This is a genomic window from Pseudoflavonifractor sp. (assembly GCF_050943825.1).
In the GTDB taxonomy this organism is placed as follows: Bacteria; Bacillota; Clostridia; order Oscillospirales; family Oscillospiraceae; genus Pseudoflavonifractor.
In genome coordinates this window covers 44,937-64,041 of sequence record NZ_JBMNPX010000004.1, presented here as the reverse complement: position 1 = coordinate 64,041, position 19,105 = coordinate 44,937, and the positions used below count along the sequence as shown (strand labels likewise).

Annotated in this window: 22 protein-coding genes and 1 pseudogene; all 23 read left to right on the top strand. The window is 61.7% G+C overall.

Annotation, left to right across the window (positions count from 1 at the left end; translation table 11 throughout):
* Positions 1–206: 206 nt before the first annotated feature.
* Positions 207–1,010, top strand: a complete 804-nt coding sequence (locus ACOX7T_RS05635) for a histidinol-phosphatase HisJ family protein (protein ID WP_433440709.1) — start codon at positions 207–209, stop codon at positions 1,008–1,010.
* Between the two features lie 249 nt (positions 1,011–1,259).
* Positions 1,260–2,303 (top strand): 2-hydroxyacid dehydrogenase, encoded by a 1,044-nt coding sequence (locus tag ACOX7T_RS05630; RefSeq protein WP_433440707.1) that lies wholly within the window; start codon positions 1,260–1,262, stop codon positions 2,301–2,303.
* Between the two features lie 50 nt (positions 2,304–2,353).
* Entirely contained in the window at positions 2,354–3,037 is a 684-nt protein-coding gene (gene deoC, locus ACOX7T_RS05625; RefSeq protein ID WP_433440705.1) for a deoxyribose-phosphate aldolase, read from the top strand.
* 74 nt (positions 3,038–3,111) lie between these two features.
* Positions 3,112–4,155 (top strand): alcohol dehydrogenase catalytic domain-containing protein, encoded by a 1,044-nt coding sequence (locus ACOX7T_RS05620; protein ID WP_433440703.1) that lies wholly within the window; start codon positions 3,112–3,114, stop codon positions 4,153–4,155.
* Between the two features lie 20 nt (positions 4,156–4,175).
* Positions 4,176–5,249: a uroporphyrinogen decarboxylase family protein gene (locus ACOX7T_RS05615; protein ID WP_433440701.1), complete on the top strand. Its 1,074-nt coding sequence runs from the start codon at positions 4,176–4,178 to the stop codon at positions 5,247–5,249.
* Between the two features lie 16 nt (positions 5,250–5,265).
* Positions 5,266–5,745: a PTS sugar transporter subunit IIA gene (locus ACOX7T_RS05610; RefSeq protein WP_433440699.1), complete on the top strand. Its 480-nt coding sequence runs from the start codon at positions 5,266–5,268 to the stop codon at positions 5,743–5,745.
* A 71-nt stretch (positions 5,746–5,816) separates the two neighbouring features.
* Positions 5,817–6,116, top strand: a complete 300-nt coding sequence (locus ACOX7T_RS05605; protein ID WP_433440697.1) for a hypothetical protein — start codon at positions 5,817–5,819, stop codon at positions 6,114–6,116.
* A 102-nt stretch (positions 6,117–6,218) separates the two neighbouring features.
* A complete protein-coding gene (locus tag ACOX7T_RS05600; protein ID WP_433440695.1) occupies positions 6,219–7,673 on the top strand; it encodes a PTS transporter subunit IIC in 1,455 nt (484 codons plus the stop codon).
* Positions 7,674–7,925: 252 nt separating this feature from the next.
* Positions 7,926–8,618: a GntR family transcriptional regulator gene (locus tag ACOX7T_RS05595; protein ID WP_433440693.1), complete on the top strand. Its 693-nt coding sequence runs from the start codon at positions 7,926–7,928 to the stop codon at positions 8,616–8,618.
* A 167-nt stretch (positions 8,619–8,785) separates the two neighbouring features.
* The gene (ptsP, locus tag ACOX7T_RS05590) at positions 8,786–10,501 is read left to right on the top strand and encodes a phosphoenolpyruvate--protein phosphotransferase (protein WP_294547598.1); all 1,716 of its coding nucleotides are present in this window, start codon (positions 8,786–8,788) and stop codon (positions 10,499–10,501) included.
* A gap of 17 nt (positions 10,502–10,518) precedes the next feature.
* Positions 10,519–10,785, top strand: coding sequence for an HPr family phosphocarrier protein (locus ACOX7T_RS05585; RefSeq protein ID WP_294547601.1), 267 nt, complete (start codon positions 10,519–10,521; stop codon positions 10,783–10,785).
* A gap of 125 nt (positions 10,786–10,910) precedes the next feature.
* Positions 10,911–11,546 carry a phosphate propanoyltransferase gene (gene pduL, locus ACOX7T_RS05580; protein ID WP_433440690.1) on the top strand — a complete coding sequence of 212 codons (636 nt, stop codon included), beginning with the start codon at positions 10,911–10,913 and terminating at the stop codon, positions 11,544–11,546.
* A 32-nt stretch (positions 11,547–11,578) separates the two neighbouring features.
* Positions 11,579–12,262, top strand: a complete 684-nt coding sequence (locus ACOX7T_RS05575) for a hypothetical protein (RefSeq protein WP_294547604.1) — start codon at positions 11,579–11,581, stop codon at positions 12,260–12,262.
* 17 nt (positions 12,263–12,279) lie between these two features.
* Positions 12,280–12,576 carry a EutN/CcmL family microcompartment protein gene (locus ACOX7T_RS05570; RefSeq protein ID WP_294547606.1) on the top strand — a complete coding sequence of 99 codons (297 nt, stop codon included), beginning with the start codon at positions 12,280–12,282 and terminating at the stop codon, positions 12,574–12,576.
* A 52-nt stretch (positions 12,577–12,628) separates the two neighbouring features.
* Positions 12,629–14,032, top strand: a complete 1,404-nt coding sequence (locus ACOX7T_RS05565; protein ID WP_294547608.1) for an aldehyde dehydrogenase family protein — start codon at positions 12,629–12,631, stop codon at positions 14,030–14,032.
* A 4-nt stretch (positions 14,033–14,036) separates the two neighbouring features.
* The gene (locus ACOX7T_RS05560; RefSeq protein WP_433440687.1) at positions 14,037–15,344 is read left to right on the top strand and encodes an SLBB domain-containing protein; all 1,308 of its coding nucleotides are present in this window, start codon (positions 14,037–14,039) and stop codon (positions 15,342–15,344) included.
* Positions 15,341–15,889 carry a BMC domain-containing protein gene (locus ACOX7T_RS05555; protein ID WP_433440685.1) on the top strand — a complete coding sequence of 183 codons (549 nt, stop codon included), beginning with the start codon at positions 15,341–15,343 and terminating at the stop codon, positions 15,887–15,889. The genes ACOX7T_RS05560 and ACOX7T_RS05555 overlap by 4 nt, the downstream gene beginning before the upstream one ends.
* 48 nt (positions 15,890–15,937) lie before the next feature.
* Positions 15,938–16,249 (top strand): BMC domain-containing protein, encoded by a 312-nt coding sequence (locus ACOX7T_RS05550; protein WP_294547617.1) that lies wholly within the window; start codon positions 15,938–15,940, stop codon positions 16,247–16,249.
* Between the two features lie 6 nt (positions 16,250–16,255).
* Positions 16,256–16,522: a EutN/CcmL family microcompartment protein gene (locus ACOX7T_RS05545; RefSeq protein ID WP_433440683.1), complete on the top strand. Its 267-nt coding sequence runs from the start codon at positions 16,256–16,258 to the stop codon at positions 16,520–16,522.
* A gap of 81 nt (positions 16,523–16,603) precedes the next feature.
* The gene (locus tag ACOX7T_RS05540) at positions 16,604–16,879 is read left to right on the top strand and encodes a BMC domain-containing protein (protein ID WP_294547622.1); all 276 of its coding nucleotides are present in this window, start codon (positions 16,604–16,606) and stop codon (positions 16,877–16,879) included.
* Positions 16,880–16,993: 114 nt separating this feature from the next.
* Positions 16,994–17,308 carry a EutN/CcmL family microcompartment protein gene (locus ACOX7T_RS05535; protein ID WP_433440681.1) on the top strand — a complete coding sequence of 105 codons (315 nt, stop codon included), beginning with the start codon at positions 16,994–16,996 and terminating at the stop codon, positions 17,306–17,308.
* A gap of 3 nt (positions 17,309–17,311) precedes the next feature.
* Complete coding sequence (gene deoC / locus ACOX7T_RS05530; RefSeq protein WP_433440679.1) at positions 17,312–18,094, top strand: deoxyribose-phosphate aldolase; 783 nt, start codon at positions 17,312–17,314, stop codon at positions 18,092–18,094.
* A 167-nt stretch (positions 18,095–18,261) separates the two neighbouring features.
* Positions 18,262–18,909, top strand: a pseudogene (gene deoC, locus ACOX7T_RS05525) (deoxyribose-phosphate aldolase); the annotation flags it as partial.
* Positions 18,910–19,105 lie beyond the last annotated feature (196 nt).

Here is a 19,105-nt window from a genome sequence, read left to right as displayed (position 1 = left end):
AGTATGCCTCCTGTTCCGTTTGACGCGGGAGAAAGAAATGGTTATACTAACAACACATAGAAAACCTGCCGCGCGCCTTCTGGGATATATCCCAATTATAACGGAAGGAATGCCGGAAAGCAATCCGGTTGCGAAGACAGGGAGAGAGGGAAAATAATATTCCTAAAAAGTGTACATTTTTACAAAGATGAGAGGAGTGAGGGGAGATGTTCCGCCCCTATGACATGCATCTGCACACTGATTTTTCCACTGACTCACAGTCGCCCATGGAGGCCGTGGCGGACGAGGCGGTCCGCAAGGGGCTGCGGGGCATCGCCATTACGGACCACTATCATCCGGACTACCCCAATCCGGTCCACCGGACCGGCCAGCCCACCCCGGCCTATCACAGGGCCATGGAGCGGCTGGCCCAGGACTATGAGGGGCGGCTGGAGGTATTCAGAGGACTGGAGATGGGGATCCTGCCCGGCGAGACCATGGCGCTCTGTGAGGCTGCCGCCCGCGACTACGACTACGACTTTATTCTGGGGTCCTTCCACTCCACCCGGGAGCGGACCTTTGACGAGCTGGCCCGGGACAAGCGGGTGAGTGTGGAGCAGGCTTTTAGGCAGTATTATGAGCACGTGCTGCTGTGCATCACCCTGTTCAAGGACTATGATGTGCTGGCCCATCTCAACCTGCTGGACCGCTATGCGCCCTATGTGCCCAGCGACAGCCTGTACACCGATGTGGTGGACGAGATCCTCCGCACGGCGGTGGCGGACGGAAAGGGACTGGAGCTCAACACCTCCTGCTGGAGGTATGGGATGGGAGAGCGGACCACACCCACGGCGGCCATCCTCCGCCGCTACCGGGAGCTGGGGGGAGAATTCATCACCGTTGGGTCCGACGCCCATCAGGTCAAATGGGTGGGAGACCATCTGAACGAGGGGTACCAGTTTCTGCGTGATCTGGGCTGGGATTACTGTGTAGTCTACCGCCACAGAAAACCCTGTTTTGTAAAATTGTAAGGTGAGGACACACAAACACAAAAGAGGCCTCCGCCGGGACACGGCAGAGGCCTCTTTCCATTGGTACGCAAGGAAAAATCAAATCGCACAAAAGGGGATGGGGCCATGTAAAATAATTTATTCAGTTTGACAACTGACGATAAAAATCCTAAAAACCACATGATTTTTCTATATAAGAAGGGGGCAAAAACATAGAATTTTTTGTAGAGAATGACAAGCTCGATGAGAGCCGAATAAGGAGTGGTCAAGATGAAAGTCCTGCTGTTAGGTGACCGTTTTATTACCAACGAAATTTGGAAAGAGGCATTCGAGAAGCGCTTTGCAGACAGCGGCATGACCTTTGAGTACGCTGCTCACCAGCTGCAGTGGCCCGTGGTTCCCATGGAGTCCAACGACGAGGTCGCTGAGTACTCCGGCACTGATGAGGAACTGCTGGACCTGGTGAAGGATGCAGAGATTATCCTGACCCACACCGGCTGCATTACCAAGAAGGTTATCGACAACGCGCCCAACCTGAAGGTCATCGCCCTGGGCCGCGGCGGCCCGGTGAACGTGAACACCGCCGCCTGCACCGAGCGGAAGATTCCCGTCATCTACGCACCCGGCCGTAACTCCGGCGCTGTGGCCGAGTTCGCCGTGGGTCTCATCATGTCGGTCAGCCGCAACATCGCCTACAGCCACTACTGCCTGCGCTATCAGAACCAGTGGCGCGGCGACCTGTATGCCAACGAGCATGTGGGCAATGAGTGCTCCTGCGGCACCCTGGGCCTGGTGGGCTTCGGCGCCATCGGCAGCAAGGTGGCCAAGATCATGCACAACGGCTTCGGCAGCAAGGTGCTCATCTACGATCCCTACATCCCCGAGGCAGTCCGGGCCCAGTATCCCGACTACGTCTTCACCGACCTGGACACCGTTCTCTCCCAGAGTGATTACATCTCCCTCCACACCAAGTACACCAAGGAGACTGCCGGCATGATCAGCGCCGAGAAGATCGCCCTGATGAAGCCCGGCGCCATCCTCATCAACACCGCCCGTCCCCAGCTGGTGGACTATGACGCCCTGTACGCCGCCCTGAAGGAGGGCCGCCTGGGCGGCGCCGGTCTGGACGTGTTCGAGGATGAGCCTCCCAAGGCGACCTCCAAGCTCTACGAGCTGGAGAACGTCACCGCCACGCCTCACCTGGGCGGCGCCTCCAAGCAGGCCGCCATCATCGGCGCCACCATCGCCTGCGACGAGGTCTACGGCTACATCAAAGAGGGCCGGATGCCCAAGTTCTGGTTCAATAAATTCTGAATCTCTCAGGAAGTATCAGTACCGGACATATGTAAGGAGGAACATACATCATGAGTCAGCTTACTGCCGCCCAGATCGCCGGGATGATGGACATCTCCCTGCTCCAGCCTCAGTTTACCCGGGACGATATCGACCAGCTCATTGACCAGGCCATCAAGTACAAGATGGCGTCTGTCTGTGCCAAGGGCTACGACGTGGCCTACTGCGCCAAGCGCCTTCAGGGCACCGGCGTTAAGGTTGGCGGTTCCGCCGCCTTCCCCCACGGCAACAGCACCACCAAGATGAAGGTGGCCGAGGCTCTGGCCAACATCGACGACGGCGCCGAGGAGCTGGACACCGTGCTTCCCATCGGCCTGGTCCGCTCCGGCATGTATGACTACGCCAAGGCCGAGCTGGACGCCATCGTGGAAGCCTGCCACAAGCGCAACGTCATCGTGAAGGTTATCTTTGAGAACTATTTCCTCACCCCCGAGGAGATTATCAAGTGCTGCGAGATCTCCAACGCCGCCGGCGTGGACTTCGTCAAGACCTCCACCGGCTACACCCCCACCGGCGCCAAGCTGGAGGACGTGAAGCTGATGCGGGCCCACACCGACCCCAAGATCCAGGTCAAGGCTGCCGGCGGCATCCGTACCCTGGAGGACTTCATGGCCTACTATGAGGCCGGCGTCACCCGTCAGGGCACCCGCGCCGCCGCTGAGATCGTGGACGAGGCGGTTCGCCGGGGCTGGTAATCCATCGGACACCAGCGGAAGGAAAAGGACTTGAATATCAATTAAAAACTTTACATAATAGGAGGAATACCACTATGAAGGCTCTTTATCTCACCGGCAAGGCTCAGGTGGAGATGCGGGACATTCCGGTGCCCGAGTGCCCGGACGACGGTCTGCTCATCAAGATTGACTCCGTGGGCCTGTGCGGCTCTGACGTGCGCACCTACTCCGTAGGCTCTGCCAAGATCAACTACCCCGTCATTCTGGGTCATGAGAATGCCGGCTATGTTGAGAAGGTAGGCAAGAACGTCACCGGCTGGAAGGTGGGCGACAAGGTCGTGGCCAACCCCGCCATCCCCTGCGGCAAGTGCTACTACTGCGTCAACAAGATGCCCGGCCTGTGCGACAACATCCAGGTGGCCGGCACCAGCTTCCCCGGCGGCTTCGCCCAGTACATGGTATTCCCCGGCGATATGCTGGCCCGCGGCCAGATCATCAAGGTGCCTGACGACGCCGACCTGGAGCCCATGATCCTGGCCGAGCTGCTGGCCTCCGTTGTGAAGGCCCAGGACGACCTGAAGGTGGGCATGGGCGATACCGTGGTCATCGTGGGTTCCGGCCCCATCGGCTGCCTCCACGCTCAGATCGCCAAGCTCCACGGCGCCACCAAGATCATCATGGCTGAGCTGAACAAGGACCGCCTGGACAAGTGCCATGAGTTCGGCGGCACCCACTTCATCGTCTCCTCCCAGGAGGACCTGGTGCAGCGGGTTATGGAGATCACCGACGGCCGCGGCGCCGACGTGTGCATCGTGGCCTGCCCCTCCGCCAAGCCCCATCAGCAGGGCGTGGAGCTGCTGCGCAAGGAAGGCCGCCTGTGCCTGTTCGGCGGTCTGGCCAAGGATAACCCCTGGACCACCATGGACGGCAACCTCATCCACTATAAGCGCCTGCGTATCTTCGGCGCCTACTCCTACTCCGCCGCCGATTTCGCCAAGGGCTATGAGCTGCTGGCTGCCGGCCGCATCGATACCCGCATCATCACCCACGCGCTGCCTCTGGAGCAGATGCCCGAAGGCGTGCGCATGATCCAGCAGGGCGAGGCCATCAAGGTGGTTCTGAAGCCCTGGATGGAATAAATATAAGGAGGGACATCAGCGTGAGAAAGCCTGAAATGACCGGCCATGAACGCATTGAAGCCCTTTACAACAAGCAGCCCCAGGACCGCGTCCCTGTAGTACATAAGGGCTACGCCTTCTGCGCCAAGCACGTGGGTATCCCCGTGGCTTCGGTGTACCGCGACCCCAGAGCCAGCTTCGAGTGCCAGAAGAAGACCTATGAGGACTTCGGCTTCGACGGCGGCCCCTTCTACACCTTCGTAGCTTACGGCGCCGGTGAGTTCGGCGGCAAGATCGAGTACAAGAAGGACGAGAACGCCTTTGGTCCCGAGGTCTCCGAGCGGCCCATCAAGGACTGGGAGGACTTTGACATCGACTCCCTCCAGCTGCCCGACGTGAAGACCGCCGGCTGCATCCCCCACGAGATGGAGTTCGCCAAGATGCAGGAGGCTGAGGGCAGCGAGATCGCCTTCATCTGCGGCACCCCCTTCACCCACGCCGCCAACCTGTTCGGCGTGCCCAGCTTCCTGGAGTGCGTGCTCATCGACCCCGACATGGCCCATGCCGCCCTGCGGAAAATGACCGACCATATCCTCCAGGTGGCCGAGTACTTTATCGGCACCTTCGGCCCCGGCCGTGTGCTGGCCCGTGCCGTGTCTCCCACTGAGTCCAACGCCCTCATCTCCCCCAAGATTCTGGAGGAGTTCTCCATGCCCTACGTGAAGGAGCTCAACTCCAAGGTGCTGGAGATGGGCGCCAAGGCTGTGTACATGCACATGTGCGGCGACCACAACCTGAACCTGCCCTACTGGGCGGAGGTTCCCTTCCATCAGCCCGGCAAGCGGGGCATGCTCTCCGTCGGCAAGGAGATCTCTCTGGAGGACGCCGCCAAGTTCTTCCCCGACTGCGCCATCTGCGGCAACCTGGACCCCGCCATCATCATGAACGGCACCCCCGAGGAGGTCTACAAGGCCAGCTGCGAGATCATCGAGAAGGGCAAGGCCCTCATGCCCGGCCGCTTCGAGTTCATGGCCGGCTGCGAGGTGGGCCCCGGCTCCCCCGAGGAGAACGTGGCCATGATGGTCAAGGCCGTCAACGACGTGGGCTGGTACTAAGAGGAGGAGTGGTATCATGAGCGAGCTGAAAATGAGAACCAATGAGGACCTGATTCTCCTGCACCAGACCTTTGAGGACTCTGCCCAGGCCATCGATACCCTGGCCAACCTGGCCAAGGCCCAGGGGCTGGTCACCGACCTCTACATCGAGAAGATTCAGGAGCGGGAGAAGGAGTTCCCCACCGGCCTGGAGATGCCCATCCCCCTGGCCATCCCCCACATTGCGGACGGCTGCAACGAGCCCTTTGTCTCCATCGCTACCATGGAAAAGCCTGTTATCTTCAAATCCATGGACCGCTCGGGAGACGATGTGTCGGTGCAGATCGTGTTCCTCTTCGGCATCATCGACCCCAAGAGCCAGCTGGCAGTGCTGCGGAAGTTTGCCGCGGCCTTCTCCGACAAGGCTGCTGTCGAGAGCCTGCTGAACGCCCAGTCCAAGGCCGAACTGCTGAAAAAGCTGGACGGTATTCTGGAAGGACTTCTGAATATCGGCTGACAGACAGAAGACCATTTCACACAGCGAGCAAAAGACATCATGACTGAAACAAAAAAAGGAGCGTGTATGGTATGGCAAAAACTGTTACGATTTGTGTTTGCTGCGGCGGCGGTATTTTCACTACCTCGGTGGTGACGGAGGAGATTGAGAAGCTGCTCAAGTCCAAGAAGATCTCCTACAAAATCGAGCCCCACAAGATCACGGAGATCCCCAACCTGGAGACTGACATCATCGTCGCCACCGGCAAGACACAGGCCACCAACAAGAGCGGCGCTCCCGTCCTGATCGGCCTGCCCATGTTTACCGGCGTGGGCAAGGAGGAGTTTTCCCAGCTGCTGCTCGACACCATTAAGCAGGTCGTGGGAGGGTAAAACCCAGGACTTGGAATGGGCTGCCGCCTCCGGCGGCGCCCACTCCTCTCCATGCTGCCTGACAATGCGGTTGTAACAACATGGAAAATTGGGAGGTAAACTATGGACTTTTTAGTACAAGCCGGAACCATATTTAAGAATCAATTCCTGGACGTTTTCGGCGTAACCATCCTGGTCCCCATCGTTATCTTCATCCTGAGTCTGGCTCTGCGTGTGCCCGCGAAGAAGGGCGCCCGTGCAGCAATTTTCATGGCCATCGGCCTGACCGCATTCAACCTGATCCTGAACATCCTCTGGGGACAGCTCAACACCGTGATGGTGCTGATCTCCGGCAACATCGGCAAGACCTTTGACGTGGTGGATATCGGCTGGCCTGCCGCCGCCGCCATCGTGTACAGCAACGGTCTCGGCATGACCTACTTCATCGTTGGCCTGGTCTGGAACCTGGTGCTCTTCTTCACCAGGGTTACCGATACCTTCCAGCCCACCGATATCTGGAACTACTACTACTTCGTGGTGTGGGGCATCATGGTCCAGTTCGTCACCGGCAGCTTCGTCATCGGTCTGCTGGCCTGCCTGTTCATGAACCTGATCGTGCTCTTCATCGCAGACTTCCTTGCTCCCGCTCTCCAGGAGTACTACGGCTATGAAGGCCTGACCTGTACCTGCGTATGCGTTACCAACATCGCAATTCTGGCCGGCCTTCTCCGCTGGATCATCAACAAGCTGCACATCAAGGAAGTGCAGCTGAGCCCCGAGAAGATCCAGGAGAAGCTGGGCTTCCTGGGCGAGCCCGCCATGATCGGCATCATCATGGGCCTGCTCATGGGCATCGTGGCCTACTGGGGCGAGATCGGCAGCACCGTCACCTGGGGCACCAAGATCTTCCCCTTCGCTCTGACCCTGGCCGCCATGCTGGTTATCTATCCCACCGTCTCCGGTATGTTTGTTAAGGGCCTCATCCCCGTCAGCCAGACCCTGAACGCCCGGGTGCGCAGCGGTAAGATGAACCGCAAGGCCTTCAACATCGGTATCGACCCCGCCGTCTACTTCGGCGAGACCGCTACCCTGACCACCGGCCTGCTGCTCATCCCCATCCTCATCATCACCGCCGTGTTCCTGCCCGGCAACCGCATCATCCCCGTGGCTGACATTCCTGCCATGCCCTTTATGGCCATCGGCGCTGTCGCCGTGTTCAAGGGCAACATTCTCAACGCTACCATCACCGGTACCATCTGGTACTCCATCGTCCACTACATCGCCACTGATACGGCCGGCTACTTCACTCAGATGGCTGAGACTGCCGGTCAGACCCTGCCCGAGGGCGCGACTTACATCACCTCTTGGTGCGTGTCCGCCATTCCTCCCTGCTATGTGGTTATGAAGGCCTTCTCCGCCCCCGGCGCCATGAAGTTCATCCTGATGGCCGTCTGTGTGGTGGTTTATGTGCTTGCTCTGTGGCACTTCAAGACCCACCGCAAGGGCTGGTTCATGTTCTTCGGCGCCTCCGAGGAGTATGCTGATCAGTACATGAACGTGGAAGCGGCTCAGGCCTAAGGCCGGCGCCAACCTATGTGTGAGCCACCCTCCAGTACCGGCGGAGCAGCCTGAAACCGGCTACCGGAGTTGGCAATGTGCCATCCATACACACCTCTGACCGGACCGGAGCACAGGCTTCGGAATGGCAACCTTCAGGGGACGAGGGTTCGGCCCCGTCCCCTGAAGGTTGTTTCAGGGGGAAGGAATGGCAGAACGGACTGAAAAAACGCGGATATCAATTAAAATGAAACGATAAAGGGGAGCTGTCACATGAACGCACTTGCTGTCAAGATGTACGATGCCATCCGTAAGGGAGAGTACAAGGAGAACGAGGTTATGCCCGACGTGGCCACTCTGGTGGCTAAGTTCGGCGGCGACGAGAAGACCGTCCGCGAGGGCATCGGCGACCTGGTCTACGAGGGCGCTCTGGAGCGCGTTCCCGGCGCCGGCGATCAGGTCCGCGTCCGCAAGCCCTATCTGTGGGGCCTGGTGACCGGCAACCACAGCTTCACCGGCGAGGCCAAGAAGCGCGGCCAGAAGCCCGGCAACCGCATTCTCACCTTCGAGAAGCGTCCTGCCTGGCCCCAGGTTGCCAAGCGCCTCCAGCTGGAGGAGGGCGACGAGGTCAACGTGATGGAGCGCCTCCTCTTCGCCGACGACAAGGTCGTGGGCCTGGAGTTCTCCTACATGCCCTCCAAGTTCTATCCCGGCGTGGAGCGTGAGATGTTCGAGGGCGGCAAGTCCACCTTCGCCGTCATGGAGAAGTTCGGCCACATCTCCGCCAAGGGCGTGGACGAGCTGGCCGTGGCCACCCTGGAGCCCCGTGAGGCCGAGCTGTTCGGCATGGATCCCGGTGTTCCCGTGCTCATCCGCTTCCGCGTCACCCTGAATCCCGAGGGCGTGCCCATCAAGGGCTCCCGCGCCATCTATCTCTTCAATCCCGGCTACACGCTGGACATCTGAGCAGCAATAGGGTAGTATATACAACGGCTCTTCGTAACGGTACGGAGTAATTTGTAACCCGCTGCTTCTGAAGGGCATCTGGTAAGTCCGCGCACAACCGGCTTGCCAGATGTCCCTTTCATAGAACCAGAGATCGGACAGTTGGCTGCGGCCCGGAGGTATTTAACATGAGACTGGTAGGGAAACCCGTATCCAAAGGTGTTGTGATCGGAGAGGTCCTGCTCTATGAGCCCTTCAAAGCCACTCCGGTTGTGACTTACATCGAGAAAAGCAATGTGGAACAGGCGGTCCGGGCCTATGAGGAGACCCGGGCGCGGGCCAAGGCCGAGCTGGATGAGCTGGAAGCCCGCATGCTGGAGCGAGATCCGGACAAGGCGGCAATCATCTATGCCCACCGGGAGATCCTGCTGGATCCGGCCATGGATGAGGAGATCCGCAACCTGATCCAGAATGACCTGATGAGCCCTGATGCGGCCATCGACCAGACATACAGCACCTACATTATGGTGCTGGGCAAGAGCAAGAACGAGATGATGCGTGAGCGGGCCTCCGACCTGCGGGACGTGAAGACCCGTCTGCTGCGCTGCTGGGCGGGGGAGAAGGAGCAGAACCTCTCCTCCCTGGAGAAGCCGGTCATCGTGGTGGCCGACGACCTCTATCCCTCGGACACCGTGTCCCTGGACCGGGAGAACGTGCTGGGTATCGTCACCCAGGTGGGCGGCGCTACCTCCCACACCGCCATCATCGCCCGCAGCTATGAGATCCCCGCCGTGCTGGGCATCCCCAACGCCATGACCAAGCTGACCGCCGGTGAGCAGGTGGTGCTGGACGCGGTGACGGGCGAGGTGATCACCGGCTCCGGCGAAGAGGAGCTGGCGGCCTACCGGGCCAAGGCGGAGAAGGTAAAAGCCGAACTGCTGGAGACCAAGACCTATTTGGCCACCGAGCCGGTCACCACCGACGGCCGCCACATCAGCGTCCGTCTGAACGTGGCTGCCGCCAATGACCATGAGCTCTCCGGCGCCGAGTACGCCGACGGCTGCGGCCTGTTCCGCACCGAGTTCCTCTATCTCAACGGCGACCATCTTCCCACTGAGGATGAGCAGTACGAGACCTATAAGAAGGTGCTGGAGGCCTTCGGCGACAAGCCGGTGATTCTCCGCACCATGGATATCGGCGGCGACAAGCAGCTGGACCGTCTGGAGCTGCCCAAGGAGGACAATCCCTTCCTGGGCATCCGCGGCCTGCGGCTGTCCCTGGTCCGGCCGGAGCTCTTCCGGGCCCAGATCCGGGCGGCTCTGCGCGCCTCCGTCCACGGCAACCTGCGCATCATGATGCCCATGGTGGGCGCCCTGGATGAAATCCGCAAGGCCAAGGCCTTCATCGCCGAGCAGGGCGCCGCCCTGGACGCCGAGGGTATCCCCTGGAACCACGAGGTGCCGGTAGGCATTATGATTGAGGTGCCCTCCGTGGCCCTCATCGCCGACCTGGTGGCCGATGAGGTGGACTTTGTCAGCGTGGGCACCAACGACCTGACCCAGTACCTCTGCGCTGCCGACCGGATGAACCCGGCGGTAAAGCCCTACTATCAGGACTACCATCCCGGCGTGTTCCGCATGCTGGGCCACATCGCCAAGACCTTCGGCGCGGCCGGCAAGCCGGTGAGCGTCTGCGGCGAGCTGGGCGGCGACACCCTGGCCATCCCCGTGCTGGTGGGCCTGGGCATCGACAAGCTCTCTATGGGTCTTGCCTCCATGGCGGCGGCCAAGCGGGTCATCCGCGGGCTGAACATGGATGAGGCCAGAGCCCTGGCGGAAGAGGTCAAGAACATGAAGACGGAGACGGAGATCCGCGCCCGTCTGGAGGCCTTCGCGGCCCGATAAGAAAGGGGACAGTTGCTATGTATTCCAAGCAGATTAAGATCCAGAACAAGACCGGTCTTCACGCCCGCCCTGCCTCCGAGTTTGTCAGCCAGGCGGGTAAGTTCAAGTCCAAGATCGAGCTCCAGCGCGTAGGCGAGGAGGACAAGTACAACGCCAAGTCCATCATCATGCTGCTCTCTCTGGGCCTGGCCCAGGGCGAAGAGGCCGTGCTCTACGCCGACGGCGAGGATGAGAAGGAGGCCGTCGAGACTCTGGCCGATCTCATCGCCAGCTTCAAGGAGTAATTTGTATCAATTGGACTGCTGGTCTTGCAACAGCGGTGGGCTGTATGGTATCTTTATATAAAAGAGCGGTACGGCTGCGCTGGTCCTGACCAGCAGTCCAGCTGCTGAGAAAGCGAGGGTTGCCTATGACCCGGGAAGAGATTAAGCGGCAGGTCACCAAGGACACCCTGCTCTCCGCCCGGAAGAACACGGGCCGGGGATTTGTCCCCGTGGGGATCTCCAACCGGCATGTCCACCTGACTCAGGCGGCAGTGGAGGCCCTCTTTGGTCCCGGCCACCAGCTCACCCCCATGAAGGCCCTGTCCCAGCCGGGACAGTTCGCCTGCGAGGAGAAGGTGACGGTGGAGGGCCCCAAGGGAAAGCTGAGCGGTCTCCGGGTCCTGGGCCCTGTCCGGAAGGACACCCAGGTGGAGCTGTCGGTGACCGACGCCTTCGCGGCGGGCATCAAGCCGGTGGTGCGCATGTCGGGAGACATCGCGGGCACACCGGGCTGCCGCCTGACGGGCCCCTGCGGGAGCCTGGAGCTGAAGGAGGGCGTCATCGTGGCCGCAAGGCACCTCCACATCTCCCCCGAACAGGCCGCGGTCTACGGCCTCAAGAGCGGCGACCAGGTCCGGCTGAGAAGCGAGGGACCCAGGGCCGTGGTGTTTGAGCATGTGGCGGTCCGGTCCGGGACAGGACACGACCTGGAGGTCCACATCGATTTTGACGAGGCCAACTGCGCGCAGATGAAGAACGGCGACCTGCTGGAGATCATCTGAGCGAGGCGGCTGTGCCGAAAGGGGGCGATGGATTGGACAGTCTGGAACGGCAGGCACTGATTGCGCGGATTACGGCGGAGGTGTGCAGAGCGGTGGACGCCGCTCAGGCGGCGAAGCCCGAGGCGCCGGACACACTGGCCATCATATCCGCGCCGCTGGCCCTGCCGGACAGAATTTTCAAGCAGGTGCGGGAGACCTTCGGCGGCAATGTACGCTATCTCCTCTTTGGAGACCATCTCCACTACGAGCAGGTCCCTGCGGTGCAGGGGACGCCCGAGGGAGAGCAGGACTACATTGAGGAGGCCGCCGGTGTGGAGACCGTGCTGCTCCTCTCGCCCCGCACCTCCACCCTCAGCCGTCTGGCAAAAGGGGAGGATGAGGGGCTGCTGGAGGACCTGGTGCTCCGCACCCTCCTGTGGGGGAAGGACGTACACATCTGGCTGGATTTCCAGCCTATGCGGTTCAAACGAAACACATTTTTCGAAAAGGTGCTGGACGCCATCGAGGCGCTGGAGGATATGGGCGTCACCGTCACAGCCTTTGACTGGACGGCGGAGCTGGGAAGCAAACCCCTCCTGACGCTGGTCACCGAGCGGGACATGATGGACGCCGGACAGGCGGGCGCGCAGGAGCTGCGCTGTGCCTCCAACGCCATTATCACCCCCTCGGCCCTGGACAAGGCCGCGGAGCTGAATATCCGAATCGTCCGTGTTTAGCAGATGGGAGGATTGACATGCAGATCGCGAGAGTCAAGGGAACAGTGGTCAGCACCAACAAAGCGGAAAAGCTGATGGGACTGAAGCTCCTGGTGGTCAAGCCCATTGACCTGGAGACCATGGAGGAGAAGGGAAGCCCCATCGTGGTGGTGGACGCAGTGGGCGCCGGTGAAGGCGAAGTGGTCATGCTGGTGGGAGGCAGCTCCTCCCGTCAGACCGCAGCCACGGAGAACAAGCCGGTGGATCAGTCCATTGTGGCCATCATCGACCACATCGATATCGACAACAAGCGGGTATTCCAGAAGTTTCAGTAAGCAGCAGTTCAGTCCCAACTAAAACTGCCGACAGCAGAGAGGTAGTGAGAACGTGCTCAACAGAAGCGAGATCGAGCGAATTGCCCGGGAGACTGCGGCGGAGCTGGCAGGGGGCGGCGGATGTACGCCTGCTTCCGGCTGCTGGATGTGCGATACTGCCGAGGAGGCCATCGCCAACGCGAAAGCGTCCCAGCAGAGGCTCCATGCCATGGGTCTGGAAGAGCGGGGACGGTTTATCGCCGCCATGCGCGCCGCGGCCCTGAAAAACGCTGAGTACCTGGCTGAGCTGGCCCACAGCGAGACCAAGTACGGCAGCGTGGCCCACAAGATCCTGAAAAACCAGCTGGCCGCCAACAAGACCCCCGGCATTGAGGACCTGGTGACCCAGGCTTTCAGCGGGGACGACGGCCTGACCATCGTGGAGGGCGCCCCCTGGGGGGTCATCGGCTCCATCACCCCCTCCACCAACCCCACGGCGACCATCATCAACAACTCCATCAGCATGATCGCCGCCGGCAATGCCGTGGTGTTCAACCCCCACCCGGCAGCCAAGCACGCCTCCCAGGAGGCCATGCGTATCCTCAATGAGGCCATTGTGGAGGCAGGCGGCCCGCCTGCCCTCATCGCCACCGTGAAGGTGCCCACCCTGCAGACCGGCGAGGCCATCATGGCCTCCAAGGACATCCGGCTGCTCTCCATCACCGGCGGCGAGGCGGTTGTGGCCGCGGCCATGAAGTACCCCAAGCGGGTGGTGGCCGCCGGACCTGGCAACCCGCCCGTCATTGTGGATGACACCGTGGACATCCCCTATGCGGCCAAGACCATTGTGGACGGCGCCAGCTTTGACAACAACGTCCTCTGCGTGGCGGAAAAAGAGGTGTTCGCCTTTGAGAACATCGCCGACGCGCTGATGAACGAGATGGTCCAGCGCTGCGGCGCTTGGCGGATCTCCGGCGCCGACATCGACAAGGTGGTGCGCACCGTGCTGCTGGAGAAGGACGGCAAGCACGTCATCAACCGGAAGTTCGTGGGCCGGGACGCCACCTACATCCTTCAGGAGAGCGGCGTGTCCTACCAGGGCAATCCCCGGCTGGTCATCGCCGAGGTGGACAAGTACCATCCCTTTGTCATGGTGGAGATGCTGATGCCTGTCCTGGGCATTGTCCGGGTGAAGGACATCGACGAGGCCGTGGCTGAGGCGGTGCGGGCCGAGCGGGGCTGCCACCACTCCGCCATGATTCACTCCACCAACATCAAGCACATGACCCAGGCGGCAGCCGCCCTGGACACCACCATTTTCGTCAAGAACGCCCCGTCTTACTCCGGCCTGGGCTTCGGCGGCCAGGGCTTCGCCACCCTGACCATCGCCACCCCCACCGGTGAGGGACTCACCAGCGCCCGCACCTTTACCCGTGCCCGCCGCTGCGTGCTCAAGGGCGATCTCCGGATTATCTGAGCCTATGGATAAGCTGGCAATGATTCGCGACGCGGGCGTGGTAGGCGCCGGCGGCGCCGGGTTCCCCACCCATGTGAAGCTGGACTGCCAGGCGGAGTTCGTCATCGCCAACGGCGCTGAGTGCGAGCCTCTGCTGCGGGTGGACCAGCAGGTCATGGAGTTTGAGGCCCGGGACGTTGTGGAGGGCCTGCGGATCGAGATGGAGCTGGTAGGCGCCAAGGAGGGAATTATCTTCCTCAAGGAGCACTATACCGGCGCTATCCGGGCCCTGCGGGACGTGCTCAAGCACGAGAAGAAGATCCGGCTCCACATTGTGGACAGCTTCTATCCCGCCGGCGACGAGCAGCAGATCATCTACGAGGTTACCCGCCGGGTGGTTCCCCCGGGAGGACTGCCCAAGGACGTGGGCTGTGTGGTCAACAACGTGAGCACACTGGTCAACGTGGCAAAGGCGGTCCGGGGTGAGCCGGTGACCGACAAGTACGTCACCGTGGGCGGGGCGGTCAAGGCCCCCTGCACCATCCGGGTGCCCATCGGCACCCCCCTCTCCGCGCTGGTGGAGTACGCCGGCGGCCCTCTGGAGGAGGACAGCGTGCTCATCGTGGGCGGCCCCTGCATGGGCGCCGTGACGGAGAACTGGGAGCAGAGCGTCACCAAGACCACCGGCGGCGTGCTGGTGATTCCCCGCAGCCATCCCCTTCTGGAGCGGAAGAACCCGGAAATCAACCTGAAGGTGATGCAGTCGGTGTGCTGCCAGTGCACCATGTGCACCCAGATGTGCCCCCGGCACGCCCTGGGCCTGGGGACCAGTCCCCACAAGGCCATGCGGGCGGTGGCCTGCGGCGCCGATCTGGTGGGCGACGTGGCCGGTATTCTCTCCTGCTGCGACTGCGGACTTTGTACTTACTACGCCTGTAATTTCGGCCTGAAACCCTCCCACATCATGAAGATGCTCAAGGGCAGCCTGATGCAGAAGGGCCTGCGGGCCAACCGGGACCGGATGGGCGAGCCGGACCGGTACATTGAAGACAAGCGCCTTCCCACCGGGCGGCTTATCGCCCGTCTGGGAATTGAGGACTACGATGTGCCTGCCCCCATGGAGACCGGGCTGCTGCCTGTCCCCGTGGTGCGCATCCCCACCAAGATGCACACCGGGGCTCCGGGACGGCCGGTGGTGAAGCCGGGCGACCGGGTCATCCGGGGCCAGCTGATTCTGGACCTGCCGGAGAAGGGGCTGGGCGCGAAAATCCACGCCAGTATTGACGGTACAGTGACCGAGGTCACTCAGACCTATGTGGAGGTGAGAGCATGAGGACAGCATTAGGAGCCATTGAAGTTCAGAGCATCCCCAAGGGCATTGAGGCGGGGGACGCCATGCTCAAGGCGGCCCATGTGGAGCTCATCTCCGCCGGTACGGTCTGCGCCGGCAAGTACGTGGTGGTGGTAGCCGGTGAGGTGGACGCGGTCAACGCCAGCGTCCAGGCCGGCGCCGCCATGGCGGGCGGCAAGCTCATCGACAGCCTGCTCATTCCCCGCATCCATCCCCAGGTTCCCAGGGCCATCAACGCCTGCACCGATGTGGGCAGCGTCCAGGCCGTGGGCACCATGGAGCTCTTCTCCGTCTGCGCCGCCATTCAGGCGGCCGACGCAGCCGTCAAGGCGGCCACTGTGGACCTGATTGAGGTCCGGCTGGGCCGAGGCCTGGGCGGAAAATCCTTTGTGGTACTCACCGGCGATGTGGCTTCGGTCCGCGCCGCTGTGGAGTCCGGGCGGACCGCCGCCCGGGAGAAGGGCCTGGTGTCCGACTGCACCGTGGTTCCCTCTCCCCACCCCGATCTGGTCAAAGCACTGCTGTAATACAGATTGCCCATAAAAACCAAGGACACTGACAGGAGGCACATAATTATGAAGCTTGCGTTAGGTATGGTAGAGACCCGGGGCCTGGTTGGCTCCATCGAGGCGGCCGACGCTATGGTGAAGGCGGCCGACGTGCATCTCATCGGCAAGGAGCGCATCGGGTCCGGCCTGGTGACCGTCATGGTCCGCGGCGATGTGGGCGCGGTGAAGGCCGCCGTTGAGGCTGGCGCCGCCGCTGCCAAGCGGGTGGGCGACCTGTACGGTACCCACGTCATCCCCAGCCCCCACGACGATGTGGAGACCATTCTCCCCGGCTACGAGAAGCCCGCCGCCAAGAAGGCCCCCGCGGCCAAGGCGTAAGGTCCCATGTATACCGGCGAGGTGATCGGCTCGGTGGTGGCCACCGTGAAGGAGGAAAACCTGGAGGGAATCCCTCTGCTGGTGGTCCAGGTCATCGAGAACGGAAAGCGAACCAGAAAGGTGATCGCGGCGGACTCCACCCGCCAGGCGGGCTATGGGGACTTTGTGTACCTCATCGGCTCCAAGGAGGCGGCCCGGGTGTTCCGCAAGAAGCTCACCCCGGCGGACGCGGCCATTGTAGGCTTTATCGACTCCTATCGGGAAGAGCTGTAAATCCCATGCAGACCCAGGCGGCGGGGCCGCCGACGAATCAATAAGACCGAAAAAATTATGATAAAATGGAGGAATTAAGTTATGGAGAGACAGGCTTTGGGTATGGTTGAGACCAGAGGTTTGATCGGCGCTATCGAGGCTGCGGATTCCATGGTGAAGGCCGCCAACGTCCATCTGGTGGGCAAGGAGCAGATCGGCTCCGGCCTGGTGACCGTCATGGTCCGCGGCGACGTTGGCGCCGTGAAGGCTGCCGTCGAGGCCGGCGCCGCCGCTGCCAAGCGGGTGGGCGACCTGTACGGCGTGCACGTCATCCCCTCTCCCCACGGCGACGTGGAGGCCATTCTGCCTCAGGCGTAACCAATCCGCGGGCCGTCCCTCTCCGCGCCTGATACGGCGCGGGGAGGGGCAGCCCTGCCGGGGCGGCAATCCGCCCCTGTGCCATGAATACTCCGGGAAAGGACGGTGCCTGACATGAGACTGGCGCGGGTCGTGGGAAACGTGGTCTCCACCATCAAGGACGAGGGCTATATGGGCCAGAAGCTGATGATCGTGGAGTATCTCAATGAGCATGGCCAGCCTGAGGGCGCGCGGCAGATCGCCTTTGACTGCGCCGACGCCGGCGTGGGCGATATTGTCATCGTGAATACCGACGGCGGAGCGGCCAACATGTTCCTCGGCAAGCAGTGCATCGCCGACATCACCATCTGCGGTGTTGTGGATTACTGCACCTTTAACGGGGAAAATATCATGGGACATACGGTGCCGGCCCCTTCGAGAAAGGATTAAGCCATGGTTGACATCAAGAAAATTTCGGAAGAGGTCCTGCGGGAGCTGGAGGCCCAGGAAAAGGCGTCCCCCCGTCCCTGTCCCATCCAGGGCCAGGGCGCCCGCGTGCGGGATGTGACCTGTGCCGAGGTGCCCCGCAAGCTGGAGCACTCCCTTCTTGTGGCGGACATGACCCGTGAGAAGCTGCTGGCTGAATGTCAGGTGGCCCGGCAGTGGGGCGTGGGCGCGGTGTGCGTGGCGCCCTACTATGTGGAAGAGGCAGCCCAGGCTCTGGCGGGAACCAATGTGGCGGTGTGTGCCGCCATCGGCTTCCCCAGCGCCTTTATGAGCACTGAGGCCAAGGTGGCCGACGTGCGGGCCTGCACCAACGCCGGTGCCACGGAGTTGGACATCGCCGTGGATATCGCAGCGGTCAAGTCGGGAAACTGGAACAAGGTGACCCGGGACTTCGGCGCGGCTGTGGACGCGGCCCGGGGCAGAGCGCTGGTGAAGGCGGTCTTTGAGCACGGGTCCTACAATGAATCTGAGAAAGAACAGGTCCTTCTTCTGGCCAAGCGCTGCGGCGTGGACTATGTAAAAGTTCAGAATATGACCAGCGGCGTGGGTGCCCGGGTGGAGGAGATCTTCCTTGTGCGGCAGATCCTGGGCCGCAACGTGAAGATAAAAATTGACGGCGGCGTCAAGACCCTGGACAAGGCGCTGGAGCTCTTTACCGCCGGCGCCGACCGGATTGGCCTCACTGCCACCGCCAAGGTGGCCGCCGAGGCCATGGAACGGGCCCGGTGAGACGCCCCTGATCCCTACCGCGGCGGCAGCCCCGCCGCGCCAGGAAAGGAATGAATATGGCATTGGAAATGAATGAACTCAATGAAATCATCCGAAAGGTAACGGAAGAGGTGTGCAGCCGGTACGGCATCTCCGGCGCGCCTGCCGCCCCCGCGGCCGGCGGCGCAATGGACCCCGCCTCTCTGGGAAAGTATATTGACCACACTCTGCTCAAGCCCGAGGCTTCCGTGGAGGATATCAAGAAGGTGTGTGACGAGGCCAAGAAGTATCACTTCGCCAGCGTCTGCGTCAACCCCTCCTATATCCGCTATGTGGCCGAGCAGCTCTCCGGCAGCGATGTGACGCCCTGCTGCGTCATCGGCTTCCCCTTCGGCACCCAGACCCCCGAGGCCAAGCGCTTTGAGGCTCAGGACGCTGTGACCAACGGCGCCCGTGAGGTGGACATGGTCATCAACGTGGGCGCCATCAAGTCCAAGGACTGGCAGCTGGTGAAGCGGGACATCGAGGGCGTGGTGGAGGCTACCCGCGGCCGGGCCGGCGTGAAGGTCATTCTGGAGACCTGCCTGCTCACCGACGAGGAGAAGGTGAAGGCCTGCACCATCAGCAAGCTGGCCGGTGCAGCCTTCGTCAAGACCTCTACCGGCTACTCCAAGGGCGGCGCCACTGTGGAGGACGTGCAGCTCATGCGGGCCACTGTTGGCCCCGAGATGGGCGTGAAGGCCTCCGGCGGCATCCGTACCTATGAGGACGCTGTGGCCATGATCAAGGCCGGCGCCAACCGTCTGGGCGCCAGCGCGGGCATCAAGATCATTGCCGGCCCCTCCGGTTCCACCGGTGACCATCAGTGCATCAACTGCGGCGCCTGCAAGACCCAGTGTCCCACCGGCGCCTGCACCATTGTCAAGAATAGCTACTAAGCATCGCACAACTACTACAGCCGATTTCATATCAGGCAGGAGGTCTGCGCCCTGCGCAGGTCTCCTGCTTGTTAGTTTAGCGGAAAGGACAAGG

Bases quoted from the DNA above. Each gene is read 5' to 3' on its own strand.
- ACOX7T_RS05635 (WP_433440709.1), top strand. From the start codon at position 207: ATGTTCCGCCCCTATGACATGCATCTGCACACTGATTTTTCCACTGAC.
- ACOX7T_RS05630 (WP_433440707.1), top strand. From the start codon at position 1,260: ATGAAAGTCCTGCTGTTAGGTGACCGTTTTATTACCAACGAAATTTGG.
- deoC (WP_433440705.1), top strand. From the start codon at position 2,354: ATGAGTCAGCTTACTGCCGCCCAGATCGCCGGGATGATGGACATCTCC.
- ACOX7T_RS05620 (WP_433440703.1), top strand. From the start codon at position 3,112: ATGAAGGCTCTTTATCTCACCGGCAAGGCTCAGGTGGAGATGCGGGAC.
- ACOX7T_RS05610 (WP_433440699.1), top strand. From the start codon at position 5,266: ATGAGCGAGCTGAAAATGAGAACCAATGAGGACCTGATTCTCCTGCAC.
- ACOX7T_RS05605 (WP_433440697.1), top strand. From the start codon at position 5,817: ATGGCAAAAACTGTTACGATTTGTGTTTGCTGCGGCGGCGGTATTTTC.
- ACOX7T_RS05600 (WP_433440695.1), top strand. From the start codon at position 6,219: ATGGACTTTTTAGTACAAGCCGGAACCATATTTAAGAATCAATTCCTG.
- ACOX7T_RS05595 (WP_433440693.1), top strand. From the start codon at position 7,926: ATGAACGCACTTGCTGTCAAGATGTACGATGCCATCCGTAAGGGAGAG.
- ptsP (WP_294547598.1), top strand. From the start codon at position 8,786: ATGAGACTGGTAGGGAAACCCGTATCCAAAGGTGTTGTGATCGGAGAG.
- ACOX7T_RS05585 (WP_294547601.1), top strand. From the start codon at position 10,519: ATGTATTCCAAGCAGATTAAGATCCAGAACAAGACCGGTCTTCACGCC.
- pduL (WP_433440690.1), top strand. From the start codon at position 10,911: ATGACCCGGGAAGAGATTAAGCGGCAGGTCACCAAGGACACCCTGCTC.
- ACOX7T_RS05570 (WP_294547606.1), top strand. From the start codon at position 12,280: ATGCAGATCGCGAGAGTCAAGGGAACAGTGGTCAGCACCAACAAAGCG.
- ACOX7T_RS05560 (WP_433440687.1), top strand. From the start codon at position 14,037: ATGGATAAGCTGGCAATGATTCGCGACGCGGGCGTGGTAGGCGCCGGC.
- ACOX7T_RS05555 (WP_433440685.1), top strand. From the start codon at position 15,341: ATGAGGACAGCATTAGGAGCCATTGAAGTTCAGAGCATCCCCAAGGGC.
- ACOX7T_RS05550 (WP_294547617.1), top strand. From the start codon at position 15,938: ATGAAGCTTGCGTTAGGTATGGTAGAGACCCGGGGCCTGGTTGGCTCC.
- ACOX7T_RS05545 (WP_433440683.1), top strand. From the start codon at position 16,256: ATGTATACCGGCGAGGTGATCGGCTCGGTGGTGGCCACCGTGAAGGAG.
- ACOX7T_RS05540 (WP_294547622.1), top strand. From the start codon at position 16,604: ATGGAGAGACAGGCTTTGGGTATGGTTGAGACCAGAGGTTTGATCGGC.
- ACOX7T_RS05535 (WP_433440681.1), top strand. From the start codon at position 16,994: ATGAGACTGGCGCGGGTCGTGGGAAACGTGGTCTCCACCATCAAGGAC.
- deoC (WP_433440679.1), top strand. From the start codon at position 17,312: ATGGTTGACATCAAGAAAATTTCGGAAGAGGTCCTGCGGGAGCTGGAG.